Raw genomic sequence first — 22,854 nt, 5'->3', positions numbered from 1 at the left:
GGAGATGTCAATCCGCAATCGGGACTCGTTCGCAACTCGCGAACAGGTTCCGAAGCGTCCGCAAGGCTCGCGCGTCAACGCACGCGCATTCGCTTGCGGGCCGCGCGCGGCGGGAGGACAGTTCGGTCAAAACAGCTTTGCAAAGAGAGACCGAGGAGCGTCCCATGGATTTCGATCTGTCCCCCAAGCAGAAGGAATGGCTCGACCGCGTGCAGTCGTTCATGACCAAGCACGTGCGTCCGGCGGTGCCGATCTATAACGAGCAGGACAAGGCCGGCGAGCGCTGGAAGGTCATCCCGGTGCTGGAAGACCTGAAGAAGAAGGCCAAGGCCGAAGGTCTCTGGAACATGTTCATGCCGCCGAACGAGCATGAGGATGATGAATTCCGCGGTGCGGGACTGACCAATCTCGAATACGCGCTGCTGTCGGAGCAGATGGGCCACATCTCCTGGGCCTCGGAAGTCTTCAACTGTTCCGCGCCCGATACCGGCAATATGGAAGTGTTCATGCGCTACGGCTCCAAGGAGCAGAAGCGCAAATGGCTGCGGCCGCTGATGGACGGCGAGATCCGCTCGGCCTTCCTGATGACGGAACCCGCTGTCGCCTCGTCGGACGCGACCAATATCGAGACCAGCATCGTGCGCGACGGCGATCACTACGTCATCAACGGCCGCAAATGGTGGTCGTCCGGCGTCGGCGATCCCCGATGCAAGATCGCGATCCTGATGGGCAAGACCGATTTCAAGGCGGCCAAGCACCAGCAGCAGTCGCAGATCCTGGTTCCACTTGATACCCCCGGCATCAAGGTCGAGAAGATGCTGCCCGTGTTCGGCTTCGACGACGCGCCGCACGGCCACGCCCAGGTGCTGCTCGAGAACGTGCGCGTGCCGAAGGAGAACATCCTGCTCGGCGAGGGCCGCGGCTTCGAGATCGCGCAGGGCCGCCTCGGTCCCGGCCGCATCCATCACTGCATGCGCACCATCGGCAAGGCCGAGGAGGCGCTGGAGAAGATGGTCAAGCGCCTGATGTCGCGCACCGCCTTTGGCAAGAAGATCGTCGAGCACTCTGTGTGGGAGCAGCGCATCGGCGAGGCCCGCACCAACATCGAGATGACGCGTCTGCTGTGCCTCAAGGCCGCCGACATGATGGACAAGGTCGGCAACAAGACCGCGCAGGCCGAGATCGCCATGATCAAGGTCGCAGCGCCCAACATGGCGCTGAAGATCATCGACGAGGCGATCCAGGCGTTTGGCGGCGCGGGCGTGTCGGACGAAGCGGGTCTGGCCAAGGACTACGCCGGCATCCGCACGCTGCGGCTCGCCGACGGTCCGGACGAGGTGCACAATCGCGCCATTGCCAGGCTCGAGGTTCGGAAGTATGCCAACTCTCCCAAGCACTAAGAGCGTTTTCAAGCGAAGTGGACACCGGTTCGCGCTAGAAAACGCGTCAAGACAAGAATCCAGGGATTCCGTTCCGATTTATCGGAACGGAATCTTTGGGAGGGAGAGCCCGGCGGCGCTCCCGGCCTGAAGAAACGACAGGGCATGATCCCATTCGGAATGACTGCTTGACGCAAGTGCCTCAGCGGTTACCGATTAGGATCATGCTCGACCTGAAATGGTCAGGACTGAAGAGGGAGCGTCACCGTGGCTGACGGCGTCAGGAAAGACGAAGAATTCTCCGGCACCAAGCCGGTCGAGGAGCGGCATCGTATCGACGAGATGCGGCTCGAAGCCTGGATGCGCGACAACGTCGAAGGCTTCGAGGGGCCGCTGGTCGTGCTCCAGTTCAAGGGCGGCCAGTCCAATCCGACCTACCGGCTGAACACGCCGAAGCGTTCCTACGTAATGCGCAGGAAGCCGTTCGGCAAATTGCTGCCCTCGGCGCACGCGGTCGATCGCGAATATCGCGTGATCGCAGCGCTCGGCAAGCAGGGTTTCCCGGTCGCGCACGCCTATGCGCTGTGCCAGGACGATGGTGTCATCGGCGCCGCCTTCTACATCATGTCGATGGAGGAGGGCCGGGTGTTCTGGGATCCGACGCTGCCGAGCCAGACTCCGGAAGATCGCCGCAAGATCTTCACCAGCAAGATCGAGACGCTGGCGAAACTCCACATGTACGACCCCACGGCGATCGGCCTCGGCGAGTTCGGCAAGCCCGGCAATTATTTCGCGCGCCAGATCGACCGCTGGACCAAGCAATATCGGGCGTCCGAGACCCAGCACATTCCCGAGTTCGAGAAGGTCGCCGAATGGCTGCCGCGCACGGTGCCGGAGCAGGCCCGCGTCTCCGTGGTGCACGGCGACTATCGCCTCGACAACATGATTTTCCATCCGACGGAACCGCGCGTGCTGGCCGTGCTGGACTGGGAGCTGTCGACGCTCGGCGATCCCATGGCCGACTTCACCTATCTGCTGATGCAGTGGGTCATGCCGGGCCTCGACGGTGCCGACCTCAAGACGCTCAACATTCCGAGCGTGGAAGAAGCGGCGCAGATCTATTGCAACGTTACCAAGATGACGGTGCCCGATCTGAACTGGTACTTCGCCTACAATTTGTTCCGCCTCGCCGGCATCACCCAAGGCATCGCCGGCCGCGTCCGTGACGGCACCGCGGCGAACGCCAAGGCGCTGGAATCAGCCAAGCGCACCGTGCCGCTGTCGAAGGCGTCATGGGAATACGCGCAAAAGGCGGGCGCGGTTTAACGTCGTAGCCCGGGTGAGCTCAGCGATACCCGGGACAGCCGCCCGTTCAGACACTGCGGATGCTCACACCCTGCCGCGCCTCCTTCACCACGCTGCTGGGGGCGGCTTGTATTCCGTGTAGTCCTCAAACTCCCATTTCCCGAGGCGAGCCAGCCTCTCGGCAACCTCAGACCATGAGTTCGCCGAGCATTTGGCGCAATAGTCTTCGATAAAAGTTTTTAGTTGCTCGTAGTTGAAATCCTTGACGAAGAGGTAGTGCCTTCCTTCGACGATGTCGCTCTTCATATGCGAAGCGAACCAATCGGGAGTGCAGAGCATGAAGTCGAACGACTCTTCACCCAAGCTGTCCGCAGGTCCAATCATCGCCATGACCAAAATCCGAACGGTCCGTCCGGCATGAATTGTTCAATCGGATCAGCGTCCGGACTGAAGAGTGATCTTAGTTGCGGTCGGACTTTCACTGCCATGGGCTTACCGGTTGCCAACTACCCCTTCACACAATGCGCGATCAGCTTCTCCACGAACCCCGCGCACTTCTCCAGCTCCGCCATCTCCACGAACTCATCCGGCGTATGCGCCTGCGCGATCGAGCCCGGGCCGATCACCACTGACGGCACATCGGCCATGCTGGCAAACAAGCTCGCTTCGGTGCCGAACGCGACCTTGGCGTGGTCGTTGCGCCCCGCGAGGCTCTTGGCGAGCGTGACGATCGCCGCGTCGGCCGCGGTGTCGAGCGCGGGGTAGTCGAGGATCTCCTCGAAATCGATGCCGCAGTCCGGATGTCGCGCCTTCATCGCCGGCTCAAGCTCGGCCTTGGCCCAGGCCACGATCGCATCCGTCACCTCCCGCGACTCGGTGATGCCGATGCCGCGGCATTCGAAATCCACCGTGCAGGTATCGGGCACGATGTTCAGTGCGGCGCCGCCATGGACGATGCTGGTGAGCAGCGTCGAGTGCGGAACGTCGTAGAGGCTGTCGGTTGCGCGCACGGCCGCAAGCGCCACGGCGCGGCGGCGGATCTCGACGATCAGCTCGGCCGCGTATTCGATCGCGTTGACGCCGTCGGGCGCAATCGAGGAATGGCGGGCGAGCCCGTGAAAGGTCGCGCGCACGCCGTGCTTGCCCTTGTGGCCGATGATGACCTTCATCTCGGTCGGCTCGCCGATGAAGGCGCCGAGCGGTTTGATCCGTTTCTTCGCGACCTCGCCGAGCATCGGCCGCACACCGACGCAGCCGATCTCCTCGTCATAGGAGATGGCGAGATGGATCGGCGTCGTGAGCTTGGCCTCGACCATCTCCGGCACCATGGCAAGGCACACCGCGACGAAGCCCTTCATGTCGGTGGTGCCGCGGCCGTAGAGCTTGCCGTCGCGCTCGACCAGCTTGAACGGATCGTGGCTCCAGTCCTGACCCACCACAGGTACGACGTCGGTATGGCCCGACAGCACCAGGCCCGGGCGGTCCGCGGGGCCGATCGTGACCCACAGCGAAGCCTTTTGCCCGGTTGCGTCCACAAAGCGCTCGCCCTTGATGCCGAACCCGGCGAGATAGCTCTCGATGTGTGCAATCAGCGGCAGGTTGGTGCGATCGCTGACGGTGTCGAAGGCGACGAGGTCGGCGAGGAGTTTTCGAATCCGGTCGGGTCTTGAGCTCTGCATTGTCTCGTTCTGTCAGGGGATGGAGGCCCAGTGCCTGCAGGAACCATACCAACGAGAGGGCCGGGCGGGCAAATCAACATAGGCCCAGAGACCAGTAGCCCGGGTGAGCGGAGCGATACCCGGGACCGCTCGTGCCGCGAATCCCGGATGTCGCTTCGCTCATCCGGGCTACAATCCCTTGCGTTGCCCGACGAGGCTGGGCAAGAATTGGTCGTTGGCCGTCCTAGGCGGTAGCGCACCGGGGAGTTGCGAGCGGAGGCCGAAATATTCGCCAGAACGTCGCTAGAGCGACCTTCATGCCCTGCAGGAGGGCTGCGAAGGGGCATCGGCGAGGAGCGAGCGTCTTTGCGAGCGCGGCCAAGAACGCGTCGAAGCTGAGGATGTTGAGCACGCGGGTGAAATTGTAGCAGAGTGCCATCAAGCTCCACTCGCCGCCAACCTTGTTGAATCCGCGGACCAGGAAATGACGATAGCCGGCACGGCATTTGAGCGTGCCGAACGGATGCTCGACGATGCCGGAACGACGGCGCATCAGCTCGCCTGCGCCCTGCATCCGTGCGCGATGACGCTCAAGAACGTCTTCATGCTCCCAGCGACCGATCGCCCGGTAGGCCGCGTTCGAGCCGAGGCAACGGACCTTGAGGGGACAGGTCCTGCAGATCGCCCCACGCGCCGCGTAGCGGATCTCGATGCGGCCACTGGTGTTCTTCTGCCTGCTCTTCATCGGATGTAGCAGTTGGCCGGCGGGACAACGGTAGGTGTCGGATACGCCATCATAGTTGAAGTCCTTGAGGACAAAGCGGCCTTGCTTCTCAAGCCGGGAGTTGCCCTCCGGCACCGGCACATAGGCCACGATGCCATCATCCTCACAGGCCTTCAGTTCGCGACTGCTGTAATAGCCCTCATCTGCCAGCACCTGCAGGGCCTTGACCTCAAGGGCTTCTTTTGCGGCCATGGCCATCGCATGTAGCTGGCCGACGTCGCTGCTGTCGTTCACCACCTCGCTGGCGACAATGAGCTTGTGCTTGTCGTCGACGGCGGTCTGCACGTTATAGCCTGCGACCCCTTGGCCGCTCTTGACCAGAAGCCGGGCATCCGGATCGGTCAGGGACAATTGCGTCTCGCCGTTCTCTTCCAACCGAGCAAGATCGGCTTGTGCGCGCGAGCGCTTGGCCATCAGCGCCGCGACCTTCGCGCCAAGGTCACCTCCACCTGCGCTGCCACCATCGGGCCCATCCTTGCCGGGCTTCTTGGCTTCCGCGGCATCATTGTCCTCGAGGGACTTGCCGTAAGCCTCGATCTCCTGGTCAAGTTTTGCGATCTGATCGGCAAGCCTCTTGCGCGTAAAGATACTAGCCTTGCTGGCGTCGCCATGGAAAAACGAGCCGTCAATCGCAGCAACGCTGCCGCCGACAAGACCAAGCTCGCGCATCAGCAGCACGAAGCTGCGGTTGGCCGCCTTCAGAGCCGCCCAGTTCTCCTTGCGGAAGTTGGCTATCGTCCGATAGCCCGGCTTCAATCCCTTCAGCAGCCAGATCAGTTCCAGATTGCGGCCAGCTTCCCGCTCCAACCGACGCGACGACCTGATTTGGTTGATGTAGCCGTAAAGGTACAGCTTCAGCAGATCGGCCGGATCGTAAGGCGGCTGGCCGACCCCTTCGGCCTTGCGGTCAGCATGGCGAAAGCCGAGCTTGGCAAGGTCGAGGACGCCAACGAAGCTCTCGATCGCCCGGACCGGGTTGTCCGCCCCGACATAGTCCTCAACTCGCGCAGGAAGCAGACTGGGTTGCTCTCGGCTCTCGCCGGTCTTGAATGTGCGATTCGTCATGAACGGAATCGTACATCAACTCCCCAAAATGCCGAGTTCTTGCCCAGCCTCGACGGGCAAAACACGCCATGGATCGGTCAACGCGCTCGGTCGAAAATATTCCACTTTACCGAAATTCGGAAACGGCGTATGTGTCGTTTCAACCCGGCCCAAGGAAGAGGGGCGTATCGCGATCGTCACGAACGCGGGCCGGGCGGCGGTGGACGCTGATGGCATCGGCGCGAAGGGTTTTGCAGGGCGGGCAACCGTGAGCAAGGCGCCTCGCGCACACGACCGGTGTGATCGGCGTACGGCAAAATCGTGTGGTCCTGGCGCCCGGGGTCTGTGCGCCAAGTCTTGTGGTGATGGGTATTGCTCAACCGGGCAAGCGCATCAGCCATCCGCAAGGCGACGGGGGCAATAGCGCAACGCTCCCCGGGGAGATCACGACATAAGCCGTAAACCCACTGCGCAGGGAAGGCCGGGATGTCCTGGCTACACCTGTATGCCGCTGTGCAGCTTCTTGTAGCGCAACCTTCGCACAGTGGACCGCGGGTGCCAGCCGGCGCCCGGTCTTCCCTGCGCCCTTTTCCAATCGAGGGCGAAGCGATCAGGCAAAGCTCGGGCGAAAAGCGCCGCGAGGATGATCAATCATGTGTGTCGTTGAACAAAGGTCTCGTGCCCCGGACGCGGCGCTGCACGAAGTGATGTGCGGCAGAGCCGGGGCCCATGCATCAGCGGGTGCCGTGGCCTGCTGGGTCCCGGCCGAGCGCAACAGCGCAAGTACGCTGCAGCGCGTCCGGGACACGCGAGTGTCAAACCGGCTTGCCCGTATACGGCATCGACGCGGTGAGGCCGCCGTCCACCGGGAACGCCTGTCCATTGACATACGACGCTTCGTCGCTGGCCAGGAACAGGCCCATCGCCGCGAGTTCGTGCGGCTGGCCGGGACGCTTGAGCGGATTGAGCTGGCCGATCTTGTCCTGTGTGCCGCGCTCCTTGGCGCGGTCGAAGATCGGCTTGGTCATGCCGGTTTCGATCAGGCCCGGGCATACCGCGTTGATGCGCACGCCGGTGCCAGTGAGCGAATACGCGGTGGTCTGCACCAGGCTGATGACGCCGGCCTTGCTCGCGGCATAGGGATGTCCGCTGGCGCCGGCCTTGAGGCCCGCGACGGAGGCTGTCAGCACGATTGCGCCGGACTGCTGCTTCACCATGTGCGGCATCGCATGCTTCACGGCGAGGAACGGTCCGATCAGATTGATGCGCAACACCTCCTGCCACTGCTCCACGGTCTGCTCGCCGAGCGGAACGAGCCCGCCGGAGACGCCGGCATTGGCCCAGATCACGTCGAGCCGGCCATGCGTCTTCACCGCCTTGTCGATCACGGCCATCACGTCGGTTTCGGAACCTGCGTCCGCGATCATGGCTTCCGCGATGCCGCCGGCCTTTTTCACCTCGTCGACGGTCTCCTTCACCGCCTCGGTGCGATCGACTGCGATCAGCTTGGCGCCTTCCCGGGTGAACAGCAGCGCGGCGGCGCGGCCGATGCCGCTGCCGGCGCCGGTGATGATGACGGATTTGCCTTGCAGGCGGCCCATGCGTTTCTCCCTCTGGTGCCTCGCGCGACGCTTGCCGCGCGACGGAATTTCAAACAAGATTTCAAACGGTAAAGTGTCTTGAGACACGTTCACACCTGACGTACAGCGACATCACACGGGATGGAAGGGTTTCGATGGCAGGCGCAGACAAGCCCAATGTGGTCACGACACGGTGGTGGTGGGTTCGGCACGCGCCGGTACGCAATGACGGTGGCAACATCTACGGGCAGAGCGATCTCGCCTGCGACACCAGCGACACCTACGTGTTCAATGCCGTTGCCAAGGTGCTGCCGCGCAAGGCGGTCTGGTATTCGAGCAATCTGATGCGCACGCACCAGACCGCGGCAGCGATCTGGGCGGCCGGCTACCCGAAGCCTGCGTCGATGCCATGGGAGGCAGATCTCGCCGAGCAGAATCTCGGGAAGTGGCAGGGCATGAACCGCGCCGCCTTCATCGCGAGCCGCCCCGTCGGCTCGAGCTGGTTCGCCGACATCAACGAGCCCGCGCCCGGCGGCGAAAGCTTCATGGACCTCTACAACCGCACGCGCCGCACCATCGAGCGGATCAACGCCGAGGCGGCCGGGCAGGACGTGATCGCGGTCGCTCATGGCGGCACGATCAAGGCGGCGCTCGGACTTGCACTCGAGGGTCAGCTTGAGAAGGCTCTATCGTTCGACATCGACAATTGCTCGATCACGCGCATCGATCATTTTGCAAGCCCCGAACGCACGGTCTGGCGCCTGCCGATGGTGAACCAGCAGCCCTGGATCGCGGATGACGCGCATGCGGCGATGCATCAACTCGCGGGACCGGAAGTCAAGAAGCTCGCCTGAGCCGTTGTCCGCTCGCGCGACCGCGGCATAAGCTCAGGCCAATTCAAATCATACTCTGGGAGAGACACATGACCTTGTTCGACATGAAGGGAAAAGTCGCCGTTATCACGGGATCGACGCGCGGCATCGGGCTTGCGATTGCCGAGCGCATGGCCGAGCACGGCGCCAAGGTCGTGATCTCCTCGCGCAAGGCCGACGTCTGCGAGCAGGTGGCCAAGGGCATCAACGACAGATACGGCAAGGGCACCGCGGTCGCGATCGCCGCCAACATCTCGTCGAAAGAGAATCTGCAAAACCTCGTCGACGAGAGCAACCGCGCCTTCGGCAAGATCGATGTGCTGGTCTGCAACGCCGCCTCGAACCCGTATTACGGCCCGCTCGCCGGCATCTCCGACGATCAGTTCAGGAAGATCCTCGACAACAACATCGTCGCCAACAACTGGCTGATCTCGATGGTGGTGCCGCAGATGATCGAACGCAAGGACGGCTCCATCATCATCGTCTCCTCGATCGGCGGATTGAAAGGCTCGACCATCCTCGGCGCCTATGCGATTTCCAAGGCCGCCGACATGCAGCTCGCGCGCAACCTCGCCTGCGAATACGGCAAGGACAATATCCGCGTGAACTGCATCGCGCCCGGCCTGATCAAGACCGACTTCGCCAAGGCGCTGTGGGACAACCCGGAGAACCTGAAAGCCTCGACCGCACGCTCACCGCTGCTGCGCATCGGCATCCCCGACGAGATCGCCGGCGCGGCGGTGTTCCTGGGATCGAAGGCCGGCGACTTCATGACCGGCCAGACCATGGTGATCGACGGTGGCGCGACGATCAGCTGAAGGCGGCCCGCAACGGCGCAGGGCATGGGTGAGCAGGAACTAACCCCATGCCGGGCCGTTAGACCGCGCAGTCCTGGGGCATGACGCCAGGACCAGAAGCGAGTCCGATGATCCCTCCGGTGATCAAGCCGCAATCGACTGACGACGTCTTGGCAATCGTCGTCACGGTCGGCGTGGCGATCCTGAGCATCATCATCATCGGGGCGCTTTACCTGGGACGGGAGATCTTCGTCCCCGTCGCGCTCGCCATCCTGCTGAGCTTCGTCCTTGCGGCGCCCGTCAGGCTGGTTCAGCGTCTTCATGTTCCGCGCGCGGCGGCGGTGGTCGGGGTCGTGCTGTTCGCCTTCGCGGTGATTTTCGCGCTCGGCAGCGTGATCGCAACGCAGCTCAGCGGGCTGGCTGGAGATCTGCCGAAGTACCAGACCACAATCCTCTCCAAGATCCAGTCGGTGCGCGGCGTCGCCGGCGGCAGTTCCACGCTGGAGCGAGCCGCAGAGATGCTGCAGGACCTCGGCAAGGAGCTGGACAAGCCCAAATCCGTGGCGCCGGCCAATCCGCTGACCTCAGGCCCGGCTGCCAAGACCGGCGTCAAGCCGGTCCCGGTCGAGGTGCTGCAGCCCGATCCCGGGGCGCTCGAGAGCCTGCGCTCGCTGATCGCACCCCTGGTATCGCCGCTGGCGACGACGGGGATCATCGTGATCTTCGTGATCTTCATCCTGATCCAGCGCGAGGACCTGCGCAATCGCCTGATCAGGCTGGCCGGCTCTCATGACCTGCAGCGCACCACCGCAGCGCTCGACGACGCCGCGGCACGACTGAGCCGGCTGTTCCTCAACCAGCTCATGCTCAACACCGGATTTGGCGTGTTGATCGGCAGCGGCCTGTGGCTGATCGGGATTCCCAGCGCGGCGCTGTGGGGCATTCTCGCAGCCGTGCTGCGCTTCGTGCCCTATATCGGTTCGATCATCGCGGCCGCGTTCCCGTTGGCGCTCGCAGTGGCGGTCGATCCGGGCTGGTGGATGCTGGCGTGGACCGCGGCACTGTTCTTCGTCATCGAGCCCTTGGTCGGACATGTGGTCGAACCGCTGCTATATGGCCGCACCACCGGGCTGTCGCCGGTGGCTGTGGTCGTCTCCGCGACGTTCTGGACCGCGCTTTGGGGACCAATCGGACTGGTGCTCGCGACGCCTCTCACCGTCTGTCTCGTCGTGCTGGGTCGCCACGTCGAACGGCTCTCCTTCCTCGACGTCATGTTCGGCGATCGTCCGGCGCTCGCACCCGCCGAGATCTTCTATCAACGCATGCTGGCGGGCGATCCGACCGAGGCGGCCGAGAAGGCCGAACTGTTTCTGAAGGAGCGGTCGCTTTCGGCCTATTACGACGAAGTGGCGATCAAGGGCATGCAGCTCGCCCAATCGGACTTCGACCGCGCCGCGCTGGACCAGACGCGGCTCGCCCGCATCCGCGACACGGTGATCGAATTCGTCGACGATCTCTCGGATCAGGATGACGGCCACCCCGTCGGTAACGGGCAGGTCGCAGATGCCGAGGTTGTCGATGCGATCGAGGCCGTCGCGCCTTCCAGCGATCAGCCGGACATCCCCGTGCTAGATCCGGAGGCGGTCGCGGAGCGATTCCGCGGCGAACATGCCGTGCTTTGCATCGGCGGCCGAACCATGCTCGATGAGGCTGCTGCCATCATGCTCGCGCAGCTCTGCCGTGCGCACGGCGTTGGCAGCCGCGTCGAAGGTCCCGAAGCGCTGTCGACGGCCAACATCTTCCGCCTCGAGACGTCGGGCGTGGCGCTGGTCTGCCTGAGCTACATCGGCATCACCAGCCCCGCGCATCTGCGCTATGCGGTGCGGCGGCTCCGGCGCAAGCTGCCCGGTGCCGCCATCATGATCGGATGCTGGGCCGAAGGGGTCACCAATATCGACGAGTTGCGCGAGACCGGGAAGGCAGATCTGTTCGCCACCTCTTTGCGCGAAGCGACGCAGATCATCGTCTCGATGGCGCAGGGCGACGATCATATTATCTCGCCAGAGTCGTCCGTTCGACAGGCCAGCGCCTGAACGCGCGCTACTCCACCGCCGCGTAAACGAGGTCCCGCACCAGCGTCCGCGTAAAATCGCGCTGGCCGGGGCCCTGGCTCATGAACACCGCGAACAGATCCTCCTTCGGATCGATCCAGAAGAACGTCCCCGCAATGCCGCTCCAGAAATACTGGCCGACGCTACCGGGGAACGGTGCGATGCCGGCCTCGCGGCGCACCGCAAAGCCGAGGCCGAAACCATGGCCGGGCGAGAGCAGGGTGCCGTTGGTTACAACCTGCGGACCGAGGTGATCGGACGCCATCAACTCCAGCGTCTTGCGCCCGATGATCCTGTTGCCGTCGAGCGTGCCGCCGTTGCGCAGCATCAGGCAGAAGCGGGCATAATCCATCGTGGTCGAGACAAGGCCGCCGCCGCCTGACTCCATCACCGGCTGTTCGTGCATGTTGAACAGCGCGACCTTGTCGCCAGTCCACGGATCGGCCGCGAACGGCTCGGCAAGCCGGCCCGCATTGGCTTCGGAGGTCGAGAAGCCCGTCTCGGCCATCTGCAGCGGCGCGAGCACGCGCTCGCTGAGGAACGCACCGAGCGACTTGCCGCTGACGACCTCGATGATGCGGCCGAGGATGTCGGTGGAGCGGCTGTAGTTGAATTCCGCGCCGGGCTGGCAGACCAGCGGGAAGCTCGCGACCAGAGCGGCGTGCTCGGCATTGGTGATCTTGCGGCTGCGGACGCGGGACTCCTGGTAGAGCTTGTGCACCGGGCCGTCGCCCTGATGCTCGTAAGTCAGGCCGGAGGTGTGGCGAAGCAGGTCCTGCACGGTCATCGGCCGCACCGGCGGCACGAGCTCCAGCTTGCCGTCCTTGACGATGCCGACCTGCTGGCTGGCAAACTCCGGGATGAACTTGGCGACGGCGTCGCCGAGCAGGAGGTGGCCGTCCTCGACCAGCGCCATGATGGCGACCGAGACGATCGGCTTGGTCATCGAGAAGATCCGGAAGATCGAATCCCGCGTCATCGGCGCTGCGGCCGCCGGGCTCTGCCTGCCGAGTGCCTCGAACCATCCGATTTGGCCACGCCGCGCCACCAGCACGGTGACCCCGGGGACGGTTCCCTTGTCGATCTCGCGCTTGAAGGCATCCGACATGGCCTGGAGGCGCGGGCGCGACAGCCCGAGCGTCTCCGGGCGAGCCTCCGGCAAGGGCGGGGTGTGCGGCCCGATCGTGGCCTGTGAGGCGGCTGTAGCGGTCGCTGTGGCGGTCATGGGCGCTCCCAATTGTTTTTCATTGTCGGGAGACAAGTGTGGCCCAGAAACCCCAGTACAAACAAGCGAAGTCGGCGCGGTTCACCCTTGCAAACCGGCCGTCGCCTGTGCTTGAAAGCGGCCTGATCCGAAGCGGCGACGCGGGGTCTGTAGGAGTGTAGCTCAATTGGTAGAGCACCGGTCTCCAAAACCGGGGGTCGCAGGTTCGAGCCCTGCCACTCCTGCCAGTCAAATCAACCACTTAAGTCAGCTGCTGGCAGGATAGGGACTAGGCGTCCCGCGGGCGAATCGCCACGCGTGAGCCCATCTCACCACGCGCGTGCCTATCCGCTTGACGTCCGGGGTCGGCAGGCCAGGCGGGGCCTAGCGCGCCGGGGCCCGCTCCGCGTCATCGGGAATTTGGCTGAGATCGACGTGCCGGATGGGAACGCGGCGCAGCAGCGACACGATGGTGCCGCCGAGCTCGAGATAGGTGCGCAGCCGCAGCGCGCGGGACGAGCCCTTCAGCTCCGCATTCAGGCTCACGGGCACCTGCACGTAGGTGAGGCCGAGCTGGAGCAGCGAGATCAGGGCGCAGATCTGATAGCCGTAGCCGTCGGCCTTGACCGCGATCTGGCGCAGCCATTTCACGGGGTAGACGATCATGCTGTGGTAGTCGGACAGCCAGAAGCCGAACAGGCAGTTCAGGATGAACCGAAGCGAGTGCGACTGCAGCGAGCGGTTGACGGAGCGGTCCGACTGGTTGTCGCGATAGGTGATGACGAGGTCGGCGGCGCCCGCCGCCTTGAACATCTGCGCAATCCCCTCGTTCTGGAAGGCGTGATCGCCGGGAATGAGCGTGATGGCATCGAATTTCGCGCGCGACAGGGCGTATTCGAAGCCGGCTCCGACACCGCGCGGCTCGGCGTTATGCTGCACGACGATGCGCGGCTCGCCGGCTGCGAACTCGTCCATGATCACACCGGTGGAGTCGGTGCTGCCGTCGTCGATCAGGAAAATCTCGAAATCGTCGAGCAGCTCGCGGGCGAGCGGCAACACGCCGTCAATGGTGTCGGCGATCTTGTCCTGCTCGTTCAGTGCAGGGATGACGATGGTAAGTTTCTTGGCCGCCCTGGAAGGTGTCATCTCATGCCGCCTGTTGCCGGCCACTCTTACTGGTGGAACCCCACCGCAACTCTAGGTCATCTGGGCCGAGCGAACAATAAGGGGGCGCAGATATGCCCTGCAGAACCGGCACGAAGCCGGCGATGTGTGTGTTCCCGGCAACTATTCGGAAAAATCATAGAGACTGGTATCGCCGATGCCGAAGGCCCGGCGCAGCTGTCCGACGCGGCCTGCCATCTTGCGGCCCGCCGCCGTCGCCGCGAAGCGTGAATCCACCGGTTCGACCAGGCCGGCGTCGACCAGGTTCCTAATTCGTCCCTGGAACAGATCTGGAACCTGCCGTTCGATGATCTCGGACAGCGAAGCCCTCCGCTCGGGCCGGTCGACCAGGCCGAGCAGAATCTCCAGGGAAACCGATTTGTACACAGCGCCAAAAGCGAAGACGTAACCCATCACGCAAAAACCGAAAATCGACGCGGCGTCCCAGTACTGAAATTGCGGGACGACGAGGATTCCGAGCAGCACGCCGAGACCATGGGTGAGGATCGCGGCGATCGCGAGCAGGGTGACGGCTCCAACCGACCATTCGCGTGTGCGGGCCATGAACTGCAAGGCAGGCGACAGCAGGGCGAAAGTGACGGCGGCGAGGAATCCGACAACGAAGGACATCATGGCCTCTCACCCAAGGCCCGTCGACAGACGAACGAGTTTGACGAGGCGCGCGATCGCCACCCCCTTGGCCGTCGGAGCCAGCCTGCCGTCTGCCGCGATCACCATCCCCGCGCCGACTAGGAGTTTCAGGCGGTTGTGCGTGAAAGAACCGAGATCGCCGCCCTGCATGTAGGCTACGGCCCATTGCTCCAGGGTGAGGGGACGTTCGGCCTTAACGAGTGCCGTGAGCAGCGTCAGCGTGAAGCCCCAAGCCAGCAGACTGAACAGGATGTAGCAAAACATCATCGCGGTCGCGAGCAGGAACAGGCCGCCAAGCACGTCGTCGAAATGGCGTTGACCGGGAAGCGCGATACAGGCGATCGCGTAGAGGGCCAGGATGCTGACGGAGCCGAGCCGGAAGCGGCGGCCGGATCCGCCGGTGGCGGCGATGCGCGCATAGCACAGCAACAGCAGCGGCAGCGCGACGCTGAGACCAATCGCAGCGGCTTGCGCCGGGCCCGGTAGCATGTTCATTGCGGAAAATCGCCCCGGAGGTCGCTCAGGCCCAGCCAGAGCGAAAGTCTATAAAAGGTCGAATTTTTCCGGTCAAGGGAGCCCATCGTCCCGCCCTGCATCCCGCCTTGCGGACGTCGCGCAGGCGTGCGACTCCTTGCCGGCGATGCCGTTCCTCCGTCCGAGATACCCCCATTGCTGCGTGCGATAGTCGTCCTCCTCGTCGTGCTGCTGGCTGCGCATGCGCCGATGCTCCTGAACGACGGTCTCTTCATGGACGACTGGCTGGTGCTCAAGCCGCGTCCGGACTATTTCATCGACATCGATTTCCTGCTGAACGGCGCCGGTCATCCGATCTTTTACAGCTACGACAAATTCGCGAACTGGACGGGCGCCCCTGTCGCCGTGATGGTCTCGCTGGCGTTCGCCGGGATCGTCTTCGGCGCAATATCGCTCGTGCTGACCGCAACGCGTCTCGGTCTGCTCGACCGCGCCGAGGCGGTCGGTTTCGCGCTGATCGTCTGGACCTATCCCGGCTATCAGCTGTGGGCCGGCAAGGCGAACGCGGTCTACGTCTTCAGCTTCGGACTGCTGTTGATCGGCGCATGGCTGTTGACGCTGGCGTTCAGCGCCCGCGGCCTGCGGCGCGTGCTGCTTCGCGTGGCCTGTTCGCTCGTGTTCCTGCTGAGCTTCGCGCTCAACTCGACGATCGTGCTCTATGCCTTCGTCGTGCTTGGTCTCTTCGTTGCGATATGGCGGGGCGGCAAGGCGGCTGACGGCTTGGTCCGCCGCACATGGCTCGCATCCTGGCGCTGCGCCCTGCTCTATCCGGAATTGATGGTGCTGCCCCTGATCTACTGGGGCACGCTCAATATCTGGTTCAAGCGGATCGGCGTCTACACGCAGCACTATGACGCCCATCTCCCGAGCTTGCGCGAATTGGCTGGGGGGTGGTGGGCATTTTTCATCACCGGCTACAGGGACGTCGTGGCGCACGCGTTGCGCGCGGCGATCGCCGTCCCGGTGCTGTTCATTTTGGCCGCGGTGCTCGTCGGCATGGTCTTGCTGCTGCGTGCCGACACGAAGCCGACCACGTCCAGACTCGCGATCGTCTTGCCGCTCGTGTTCGCAGTGGTCCTGTTCCTCGCATTGTCGTCGCCCTATCTGATCGCCGGCCTGCGGCCGTCGTCCACGCATTTCTACGAGAGCCGTCATCTGCTGATGTTCGGCGTGCCGTCGGCGTTGGCGTTTCTCGCATTCAAGCGGCTGGCCGAACGTTGGATCACACCCAGCGTCGCGTTTGCGATCATGTTCGGATCGGGCCTGATCCTGTCGATCGGCATGTTGTGGAGCGACTACGTCTTCATGCAGGCGAGAACGCTGAAGCAGGAGGCCCTGACGCGCGACCTTGCCGGCCGGCCCCAGCCCGCGGCGACGGTCTATGCGCTCGATGACGGCTTTGTCGACTACCCGTCACGGCACGTCCCGTTCGGCCTCGCCGAGGTCACGGGCATGCTGCGCCTCGCCTGGGGCAATCAGCCCTTCTTCGGATTTGCACTGCGCGCCGAACGGCCCGACATCCTGCGGGGAATGGACGAGGCGCGGACGGCTCCGGGAAGCGCATTCCATCATTTCGATCCGACGGGGGCGCAAGCGACGATCTCGTTCCAGCCGGGCCCGGGAGCGGCGCCGAACCAGACTCTGGTGCGGAAATACTATGCCTGCAGGCTGCTGGCGCGGTGCGATGTAGCGGAGTTCCTGGCTCAGCTGGCGCAGGTCACGATCAAGCTTGGGCCCATCGCGGGCATCCTGCCGCTCGAGAAGCATGTCGCGCCTAGCCGCTAGAGCGCTGTTTCCAAACGGTCTCCGCAAGCGCGATGTCGGTCACTGAATCCGCGCCGGAGGCCAAGGGCACGCCTCGTGCGGCGACATCGGACACGAAGGCGTCGGCCTGGCGCCGGAATGCCCAGCTCGTTTCACCCGTCAGGTGCGTGCTCTGACCATCGTGCTCGACGATGACCTCCGCCTCTTGCTCGGCAAAGGGTGGAGGTAATTCCAGGGTCACAGCGCCGCGCTCGAAGTCGATCGTCAGTCCTTCGCGCCAGGCACCGTCTGATCCGTTCACGAGATCCAGCGTGCATTCGGTGCCGTCGAAATCGAGGATGATGCGCCCGGCACCCGAAGCCTCGATCGCGCTTTCGGCAACCGTCGGCGACGATCCGAGCAGGTAGCGCGCCAGATTGATGACATGGCTGAAGACGTTCAGAAAATTGCCGTAGCCGGGACGCATCGCCCGCGGCATCCAGTCGGGACCATCCTGCCAGAGTTCGATCCCGTCCGGTCGCGCTTCGCCGGTCATCACGAAATTGTCGTGCGAGCGGCCGGTGTCGCCGCCGAAGCACCAGCCTTTTGCCCGGACGATGCGACCGAGCGACTGGTCGTTGCGCAAGCGCGCCAAAACCTGCAGCGCCCGTGCCACGCCGGCATCGTGACGCTTCATGTAGCCGATACTGTAGACGAGGTCTTGCCGCCGCGCAGCTTCGACCAGCGAAATGGCCTGGGCCGTCGTGTAGGCCATCGGCTTTTCCGACAGCACGTGCCGGCCGCGGTTCAACGCGTCCAGCACGATCGGGCCCGTGGCGCGACGCTTGGTCACGACCACGACGGCGGACACCGCGCTGTCCTCGAGCAACTCGCGGTGCGTGCCGTAAACCCGGGGGATGCCGAATTTCTGCGCCGCGGCGGCAGCGAGGTCGGGCCGGAGATCGGCAATCGCCACGACGCGGCAGGCGGGATTGGCAGCGAAATTGGCGAGGTGGCACATCTGGCCGACCATGCCCGTTCCGATGATGCCAATGCCCGGCTTCACTGGCTACGATCCCTTAGCGCTTCCGGACCACGAGGAAATGCGCCGGCTGTCCCCAAATGTTGATGAATGCCGGATCCGCCTGGGTGAGGGCGGCGACCGCAGCCGCATCCCGTCGCCCAATCGCGCCAAAGATGCGATGGAAGCTGTCGAGTGTCGCCATGATGGCTTCGATGTCGGCGGTATCGTCGGCGAGGATGTCCGCGGTGCGGATCGTCTCGCGCAGGGCCGCAAGGCCCGAGATGACGCGCGGCAGATTGGCACCGAAGGGATCGTCGATCATGCCATCGACGTCGAGAACCAGCGCCTCGATCGATGCCGAGATTGCCTGCACGGCATCGGTCTTGCCGACCAGATAGAGCTTTCGTCCGCCGAGGAAGCTCAGGCGGCTTCGGTCGAGATGGCGTCTGGCGCGATGCAGCTTGTCGTCGCCGGACAGCACCTTCTTGTGCCAGTAGATGTCCAGGCTGTCGCGATAGGCCGGCCATGCCGAATGGACGTCGAACCCCTGCTGATCCGCCGCCGCGCACAAGCTGGCCGCGTCGAGGAAGTAGCGATGCCGGACGAACGGATTCTCCAACACGTCCATCAGCCAGGATTCGAAGCTGCGCGTGTGCGGAATGCTGTCCCACTTCGCCTCGAACAGCATCTTCGCCGTATCGAGCGCGGCGCGACCGCTCAACGCCTTGCCGGCCGCATGGATCGCCTTGAGCGCGAGCTCGAAGAAGCCGCCATAGCGCTCGTAATAGGACACGACGGCATAACCGTCCGGATTGAGCAGCCGATGGAAGATGCCGAGCCATTTTTCGCTCGGCTGTACCGTGTAGATGAAGCCCTCGGCGTCGATGATGTCGAAGCGGCGATCGCTGCTGAAGCCCTCGACGTCGGCGAGTGCGAGTTCGCGGAGACGTTGGTTCAGGCCGAAATGCGCGAAGTAAGCTTCGATTTTCGGGTGTGCATGCCGGTTCGGCTCGGCGAGCGTCATGTTCGCGCCCCAACCGGCGAACACCAGCGCATTCTCGCCGGAATCGGGGCCGAACTCGAGCACATCGGCATCGCGGAACAGCCGCGGCGGCAGCACCAGCTTGTCCGAAAACAGCTCGCGCCGCTGTTTGGCGTAAGCCTCTAGCTCGGTGGACGATTTGAAATTCCCGAACGTCGGCAGAACATCCTGACGTTCGTAATAGTTGAAGAGCTTGTCCTCAGCCATGCTGCGACCTTAGCGCCGCTTCGAGACGATCGAGCCCGCTCCAGATGTCGTTCGGCGCGAAGATCGAAACGATCTCGAGCGGACGCTTCACGCTGTCGCGCAGCCGGCTGCTGACCTTGGCCTCGTTCTCCTCGTTCACGGCGAGGAGACAGATGAGGGGACCCGACTTGCCGGCGAGATCCTCAGGCGAGCGGATCGGAATGCCGGTGCCGGGCAGGAACAGCCCCTGGCGCTCTTTCTGGTCGTCGACCGAGAGGTCGACGAGATCCGCCAGCTCGTGTGCGTTTGTGAAGGTGCAGGCGCGGCAGCCGGCGCCGTAGATGGCGATCTCGGCGCCGTCGGCGCGGGCTTTCGCGAGAATCGGGCGGAGACGTGCGCCGTACTCCCGTGCGCGCTGACCGAATCTCTCGCCGACGCCGGATGGCGCGGGCGGAGGCGTCACGAGGTTCTTGGCGCGGCGGGCGGCGATCGCGAGGCTGCCGCCGCTGAAATTGTATTTCTTCACCGACACCGCCTCGAAGCCGTGGCGCGCCAGCAGCGCGAGCAGGGTCGGTTCGGTGAAATAGCTCACGTGCTCCTCCCAGAGAACCGAGAGGTCTCCCTGCGCCGAGCCGGGAGCGAAATCGGGCACGTCGATGAACAGCAGACCGTCGTCGCTGAGCGCGATCTTCACGCAGTCGAAGAAGTTCTCGAAATCGACGATGTGCTCCAGCACCTGGCGCGATATGACGAGATCGAACTTGCCGGACTGAGCGACGGCGTCGTGGGCCATCTCCGGGCTGAGCATGTCGGCATAGACCTTGATGCCGCGCTCGCGGGCGATCTTGCCCGACACCGGATTGGGCTCGACGCCGACCATGACCTTGGTGCCGCGCTCGCGAAGCTTGTCCATGAACAGGCCGTCGTTGCATCCGATCTCGAACACAGACTGATGCTTCGAGAATTTCGCGATGGTGTCGAGCTCGTCCGCCTGATGCGGCTCCGGCTTCCAGCTGCTGAAATTGTAGTTGAACTGCCGGTACAGAATGTCGGGATCGATCGGCTTGACGATCTGCGGCAGCCCGCAATCGCCGCAGGCCAGCACCTCGAACGGATATCGTTCATCCTGCTCGTTTCGGCTGTGCCGAAGCCGATGCGCGATCGGCATCAATCCGAGGTCGATGACCGGACGCAGGTTGGTCGAATGGCAAAGGCGGCAATGATCGGTCACGGCTTTAACTCTTTGCAGGAGCAGGTCTGAAATCGGCGTCCCGGGCGACTACGGCCCGCGGCTGGCAGCCGATATAGGGCTATATAGGGCCACAGCGTGCACCTCAATTGATAAGTTGGGTTGCACACCGTCTGCGGGCATCTCAGAGGTGGCCGCGCAAAAACTGCATCGGCCGACTTCGGGATTGAATCTTGGCGACACGGCGCCGCGCGGCTAGTGCTGCGATACCATCCGATATTCGTTCGAATTCCCTGGTCATGTCGTCCTGGCGCCCAAAAGTTCGACATGTCGTTCGATGTAAAAGGCATTCACATCGCACCTGCAAGACGGGACTGCTGAGGATGTGAGGGCGCCGACGGATGCGGTCTACACGGCCCGGAAGCGGGGCAGGATCACTTCCGCCTCTCGTAGAGCGTCAGATTTCCCCGGGTCTCCACAGCCACGAAATCGCGCTTGATCCACACCATGGCCTCGCGAATGCGGGGATTGTCGGGCCGGCGCGCGACGATGTCGTCGTAAAACAGCCGATTAGCGTTACTCATCGTGCGATCCATGAACTGCGCATCAAAGGCGACGAGGAGCGGCATGAAATAGGCCTGGGGGGCGCGATGCGCTTGCGCCAGATAGGCCCAATCCATCATCGCGATGACCAGGACACGTTCGTCTGACTTCGTATTGTCCTGGATGAATTTGGTTTCTGTCTCGGTGATCCGGCCGAAATCCTCTTGCCACGTGCCGGGGGTCGTCGAAACGAACGGCCAGTTCAGAAGGCTCGGATAGTTTGCGTAGGATCGCAGGCCGTAGAGGTGCGGATTGTAAATGTCCTGCACGAAGAGCAGAACCAGAACCGCAGCAACGGCCGACAGGGCGCCGAGCGCACGCCGAAACGCGGGTCGCCATTCGATGGTGAGCTGATGGGCCCACCAGGCGGCAACAATGACCAGAGGCAAGGCATTCTGGTGCCAGACTGCGTCGAGCGTCCTGTTGACCCATTTGATCATCAGCGCAATGCCGATCATCGACAGTGCCAGCAGCACTCCGGTCACGAACCGGTCGCGTGCGGAGTCTGACGGCCGTGACAGCCGTATCGTGGCCCAGCCGATCGTGAGGCAGCCGACGATCTGGAGCGGAAGATTATAGATCATGCTCCAGCGCAGAAACCATTTGATGGGTGCGCTTCCCCACCCCGTGCCGTAGAGCACGAGCGGACGGAAGCACTCGATCAGGAACGTCAGGGAAAGCGCTCTCGATCCGAACAGCAGCAGGCATATCAACATTGCGGTCGCAATCGAGGTGCCGACGAATACGGCCACGTTGCGGTAGTCCGGGAAGCCGCCGGCGACCGCGGCGACGAATGTGCCTGTGACGAGGAAGAACAGCCCGATCTCGGTTTGCCAGAGCAGCGAGAGCGCGCAGAAGACAGCGGACACGATCAGCCATCCCGGACGCCTGGGGGCGACACAGTGCAGGCCGATCGCGAGCACGAAGACGATCAGCAGAGGAAACCGGGTCGGATAGGCGGACGGAGAGTAGAAGTGGTTGGCGGTGGAGAAGGCCAGCACCGCCAGAGCCGAGACGATACCGATCGCGGCGAGCCTCGACCTGACCAAATAGGTCAGCAAGAAATATGCCTGAATATAGGTCGCCAGCGTGATGGCAATGTTCAATCCGACCACCCGCATGGCCGCTGATTTCCAGCCATCTCCCATGATGAGATGGAAGAACCAGCCCAGCGCCGGGCCATAATGCGAATGGTAGTCCAATCCCGGAACAAGGCCGGGCGCGTAGCCGTAGAGCGCGGGTCCGATGAAGTAACTGACCTTATGCGCCTCGTCCCGCACGACGGACGTCACGCGTTCCAGATCGGACGGTATCAACAACAGGGCGAGAAAAGCGATCGGAAGCAGATCGATCAGTCCGACGCGGAACGGAAAGCCCGCGGAAGATCTGGCGGGCGAGAAGGAGGGATTGGCCCGCCGGTTGAGTTCGACCGTGACGGCCGCGATCCCCAGAATGACCACCGCGAACGGGAAGTTGCCACGATCGTTGGCGAAATCGATTGCGAGATAGACCAGAAACGCAGTGAGCGCGCTCAGCAGCAGTGAGCCCGATGATCGATGCGACGCATACAACGCGGCCGCAGCCGCAATCGGCGCCGATAGAAAGAACGACCCGTAGAATGCCTTCTTGCAGAGGTCGCAATTCTTTTGGGCTGCAGTCAGATCAAAGCCATCGTCGAAATTCCATTGAAATGCCGGAAGGTGATCTTTCAGCAGCAGCAGTGCCAGGTAGACCGCGGCACACCCGAGCAGCGCGGCGACCACTGCCCTGGCGGCGATCGAGCATTCCCTCGCGCGGTCCACTAGGATAACTCGACGCCGGCAGCGACCGTGCAGGAAGAGACGTCAACGGCGGCAGCAAAACTCGGGCTCTCCGAAATCACGACCAATCTCCAATCGTCTTAAAGTCAGGTCCTGTGTTGCGCCTTTATCACCACGGCCTCGCTCAAACAATCCAGCAGGACTGTGGTCGATACTCGCCATCC

General features: G+C 63.4%; 18 protein-coding genes and 1 tRNA gene. 7 read left to right on the top strand and 12 right to left on the bottom strand.

The features are described 5' to 3' along the window. The first annotated feature begins 164 nt into the window (after positions 1-164). Both IVB24_RS26615 and IVB24_RS26610 read left to right on the top strand, forming a co-directional pair. On the top strand, positions 165-1,400 hold the full coding sequence (locus tag IVB24_RS26615) for an acyl-CoA dehydrogenase family protein (protein WP_094972035.1): 1,236 nt from the start codon (positions 165-167) through the stop codon (positions 1,398-1,400). A gap of 246 nt (positions 1,401-1,646) precedes the next feature. Next, on the top strand, positions 1,647-2,705 hold the full coding sequence (locus tag IVB24_RS26610) for a phosphotransferase family protein (RefSeq protein WP_094972034.1): 1,059 nt from the start codon (positions 1,647-1,649) through the stop codon (positions 2,703-2,705). Between the two features lie 84 nt (positions 2,706-2,789). On the opposite strand, the gene IVB24_RS26605 is transcribed toward IVB24_RS26610, so the two are convergent. From IVB24_RS26605 to IVB24_RS26590, 4 genes are all read right to left on the bottom strand, one after another. After that, positions 2,790-3,074 (bottom strand): Imm8 family immunity protein, encoded by a 285-nt coding sequence (locus IVB24_RS26605; RefSeq protein WP_247769571.1) that lies wholly within the window; start codon positions 3,072-3,074, stop codon positions 2,790-2,792. Positions 3,075-3,190: 116 nt separating this feature from the next. After that, a complete protein-coding gene (gene argE, locus IVB24_RS26600; protein WP_166468971.1) occupies positions 3,191-4,363 on the bottom strand; it encodes an acetylornithine deacetylase in 1,173 nt (390 codons plus the stop codon). 223 nt (positions 4,364-4,586) lie between these two features. Further along, entirely contained in the window at positions 4,587-6,191 is a 1,605-nt protein-coding gene (locus IVB24_RS26595; RefSeq protein ID WP_247769570.1) for an IS1182 family transposase, read from the bottom strand. A gap of 794 nt (positions 6,192-6,985) precedes the next feature. Further along, positions 6,986-7,771: an SDR family oxidoreductase gene (locus IVB24_RS26590; RefSeq protein ID WP_094972032.1), complete on the bottom strand. Its 786-nt coding sequence runs from the start codon at positions 7,769-7,771 to the stop codon at positions 6,986-6,988. 134 nt (positions 7,772-7,905) lie between these two features. On the opposite strand from IVB24_RS26590, the gene IVB24_RS26585 reads away from it, so the two are divergent. From IVB24_RS26585 to IVB24_RS26575, 3 genes are all read left to right on the top strand, one after another. Further along, on the top strand, positions 7,906-8,604 hold the full coding sequence (locus IVB24_RS26585; protein WP_162308606.1) for a histidine phosphatase family protein: 699 nt from the start codon (positions 7,906-7,908) through the stop codon (positions 8,602-8,604). A gap of 68 nt (positions 8,605-8,672) precedes the next feature. Continuing rightward, a complete protein-coding gene (locus IVB24_RS26580; protein ID WP_094972030.1) occupies positions 8,673-9,440 on the top strand; it encodes an SDR family oxidoreductase in 768 nt (255 codons plus the stop codon). A 107-nt stretch (positions 9,441-9,547) separates the two neighbouring features. Next, positions 9,548-11,512: an AI-2E family transporter gene (locus IVB24_RS26575; RefSeq protein WP_094972029.1), complete on the top strand. Its 1,965-nt coding sequence runs from the start codon at positions 9,548-9,550 to the stop codon at positions 11,510-11,512. 7 nt (positions 11,513-11,519) lie between these two features. Here IVB24_RS26575 and IVB24_RS26570 read toward each other — a convergent pair whose 3' ends face one another. After that, positions 11,520-12,755, bottom strand: coding sequence for a serine hydrolase domain-containing protein (locus IVB24_RS26570; protein ID WP_140480209.1), 1,236 nt, complete (start codon positions 12,753-12,755; stop codon positions 11,520-11,522). 151 nt (positions 12,756-12,906) lie between these two features. Between IVB24_RS26570 and IVB24_RS26565 the strand changes: the two genes are divergently transcribed. Continuing rightward, positions 12,907-12,982, top strand: a tRNA-Trp gene (locus tag IVB24_RS26565). A gap of 136 nt (positions 12,983-13,118) precedes the next feature. Here IVB24_RS26565 and IVB24_RS26560 read toward each other — a convergent pair. The 3 genes from IVB24_RS26560 to IVB24_RS26550 all read right to left on the bottom strand — a co-directional run bounded on the left by IVB24_RS26560 (position 13,119) and on the right by IVB24_RS26550 (position 15,044). Next, on the bottom strand, positions 13,119-13,880 hold the full coding sequence (locus IVB24_RS26560; RefSeq protein WP_247769569.1) for a glycosyltransferase family 2 protein: 762 nt from the start codon (positions 13,878-13,880) through the stop codon (positions 13,119-13,121). 141 nt (positions 13,881-14,021) lie between these two features. After that, complete coding sequence (locus tag IVB24_RS26555; protein WP_247769568.1) at positions 14,022-14,531, bottom strand: hypothetical protein; 510 nt, start codon at positions 14,529-14,531, stop codon at positions 14,022-14,024. Between the two features lie 6 nt (positions 14,532-14,537). Continuing rightward, complete coding sequence (locus IVB24_RS26550) at positions 14,538-15,044, bottom strand: hypothetical protein (protein WP_247769567.1); 507 nt, start codon at positions 15,042-15,044, stop codon at positions 14,538-14,540. Positions 15,045-15,218: 174 nt separating this feature from the next. On the opposite strand from IVB24_RS26550, the gene IVB24_RS26545 reads away from it, so the two are divergent. Beyond that, entirely contained in the window at positions 15,219-16,868 is a 1,650-nt protein-coding gene (locus IVB24_RS26545) for a hypothetical protein (RefSeq protein WP_247769566.1), read from the top strand. Here the strand turns inward: IVB24_RS26545 and IVB24_RS26540 are convergent. From IVB24_RS26540 to IVB24_RS26525, 4 genes are all read right to left on the bottom strand, one after another. Next, on the bottom strand, positions 16,858-17,892 hold the full coding sequence (locus IVB24_RS26540) for a Gfo/Idh/MocA family oxidoreductase (protein WP_247769565.1): 1,035 nt from the start codon (positions 17,890-17,892) through the stop codon (positions 16,858-16,860). The genes IVB24_RS26545 and IVB24_RS26540 overlap by 11 nt on opposite strands. Positions 17,893-17,905: 13 nt before the next feature. Continuing rightward, entirely contained in the window at positions 17,906-19,099 is a 1,194-nt protein-coding gene (locus tag IVB24_RS26535) for a class I SAM-dependent methyltransferase (protein WP_247769564.1), read from the bottom strand. Further along, the gene (locus IVB24_RS26530; protein ID WP_094972024.1) at positions 19,092-20,309 is read right to left on the bottom strand and encodes a class I SAM-dependent methyltransferase; all 1,218 of its coding nucleotides are present in this window, start codon (positions 20,307-20,309) and stop codon (positions 19,092-19,094) included. Before IVB24_RS26530 ends, IVB24_RS26535 begins: the two co-directional genes overlap by 8 nt. A 392-nt stretch (positions 20,310-20,701) precedes the next feature. Beyond that, entirely contained in the window at positions 20,702-22,672 is a 1,971-nt protein-coding gene (locus IVB24_RS26525; protein ID WP_247769563.1) for a hypothetical protein, read from the bottom strand. Positions 22,673-22,854 lie beyond the last annotated feature (182 nt).

It is taken from the genome of Bradyrhizobium sp. 192 (assembly GCF_023100965.1).
GTDB classification, from domain to species: Bacteria; Pseudomonadota; Alphaproteobacteria; order Rhizobiales; family Xanthobacteraceae; genus Bradyrhizobium; species Bradyrhizobium symbiodeficiens.
Note: the sequence above shows the minus strand (reverse complement) of the source record. Positions and strands in the feature narration are given on the sequence as shown.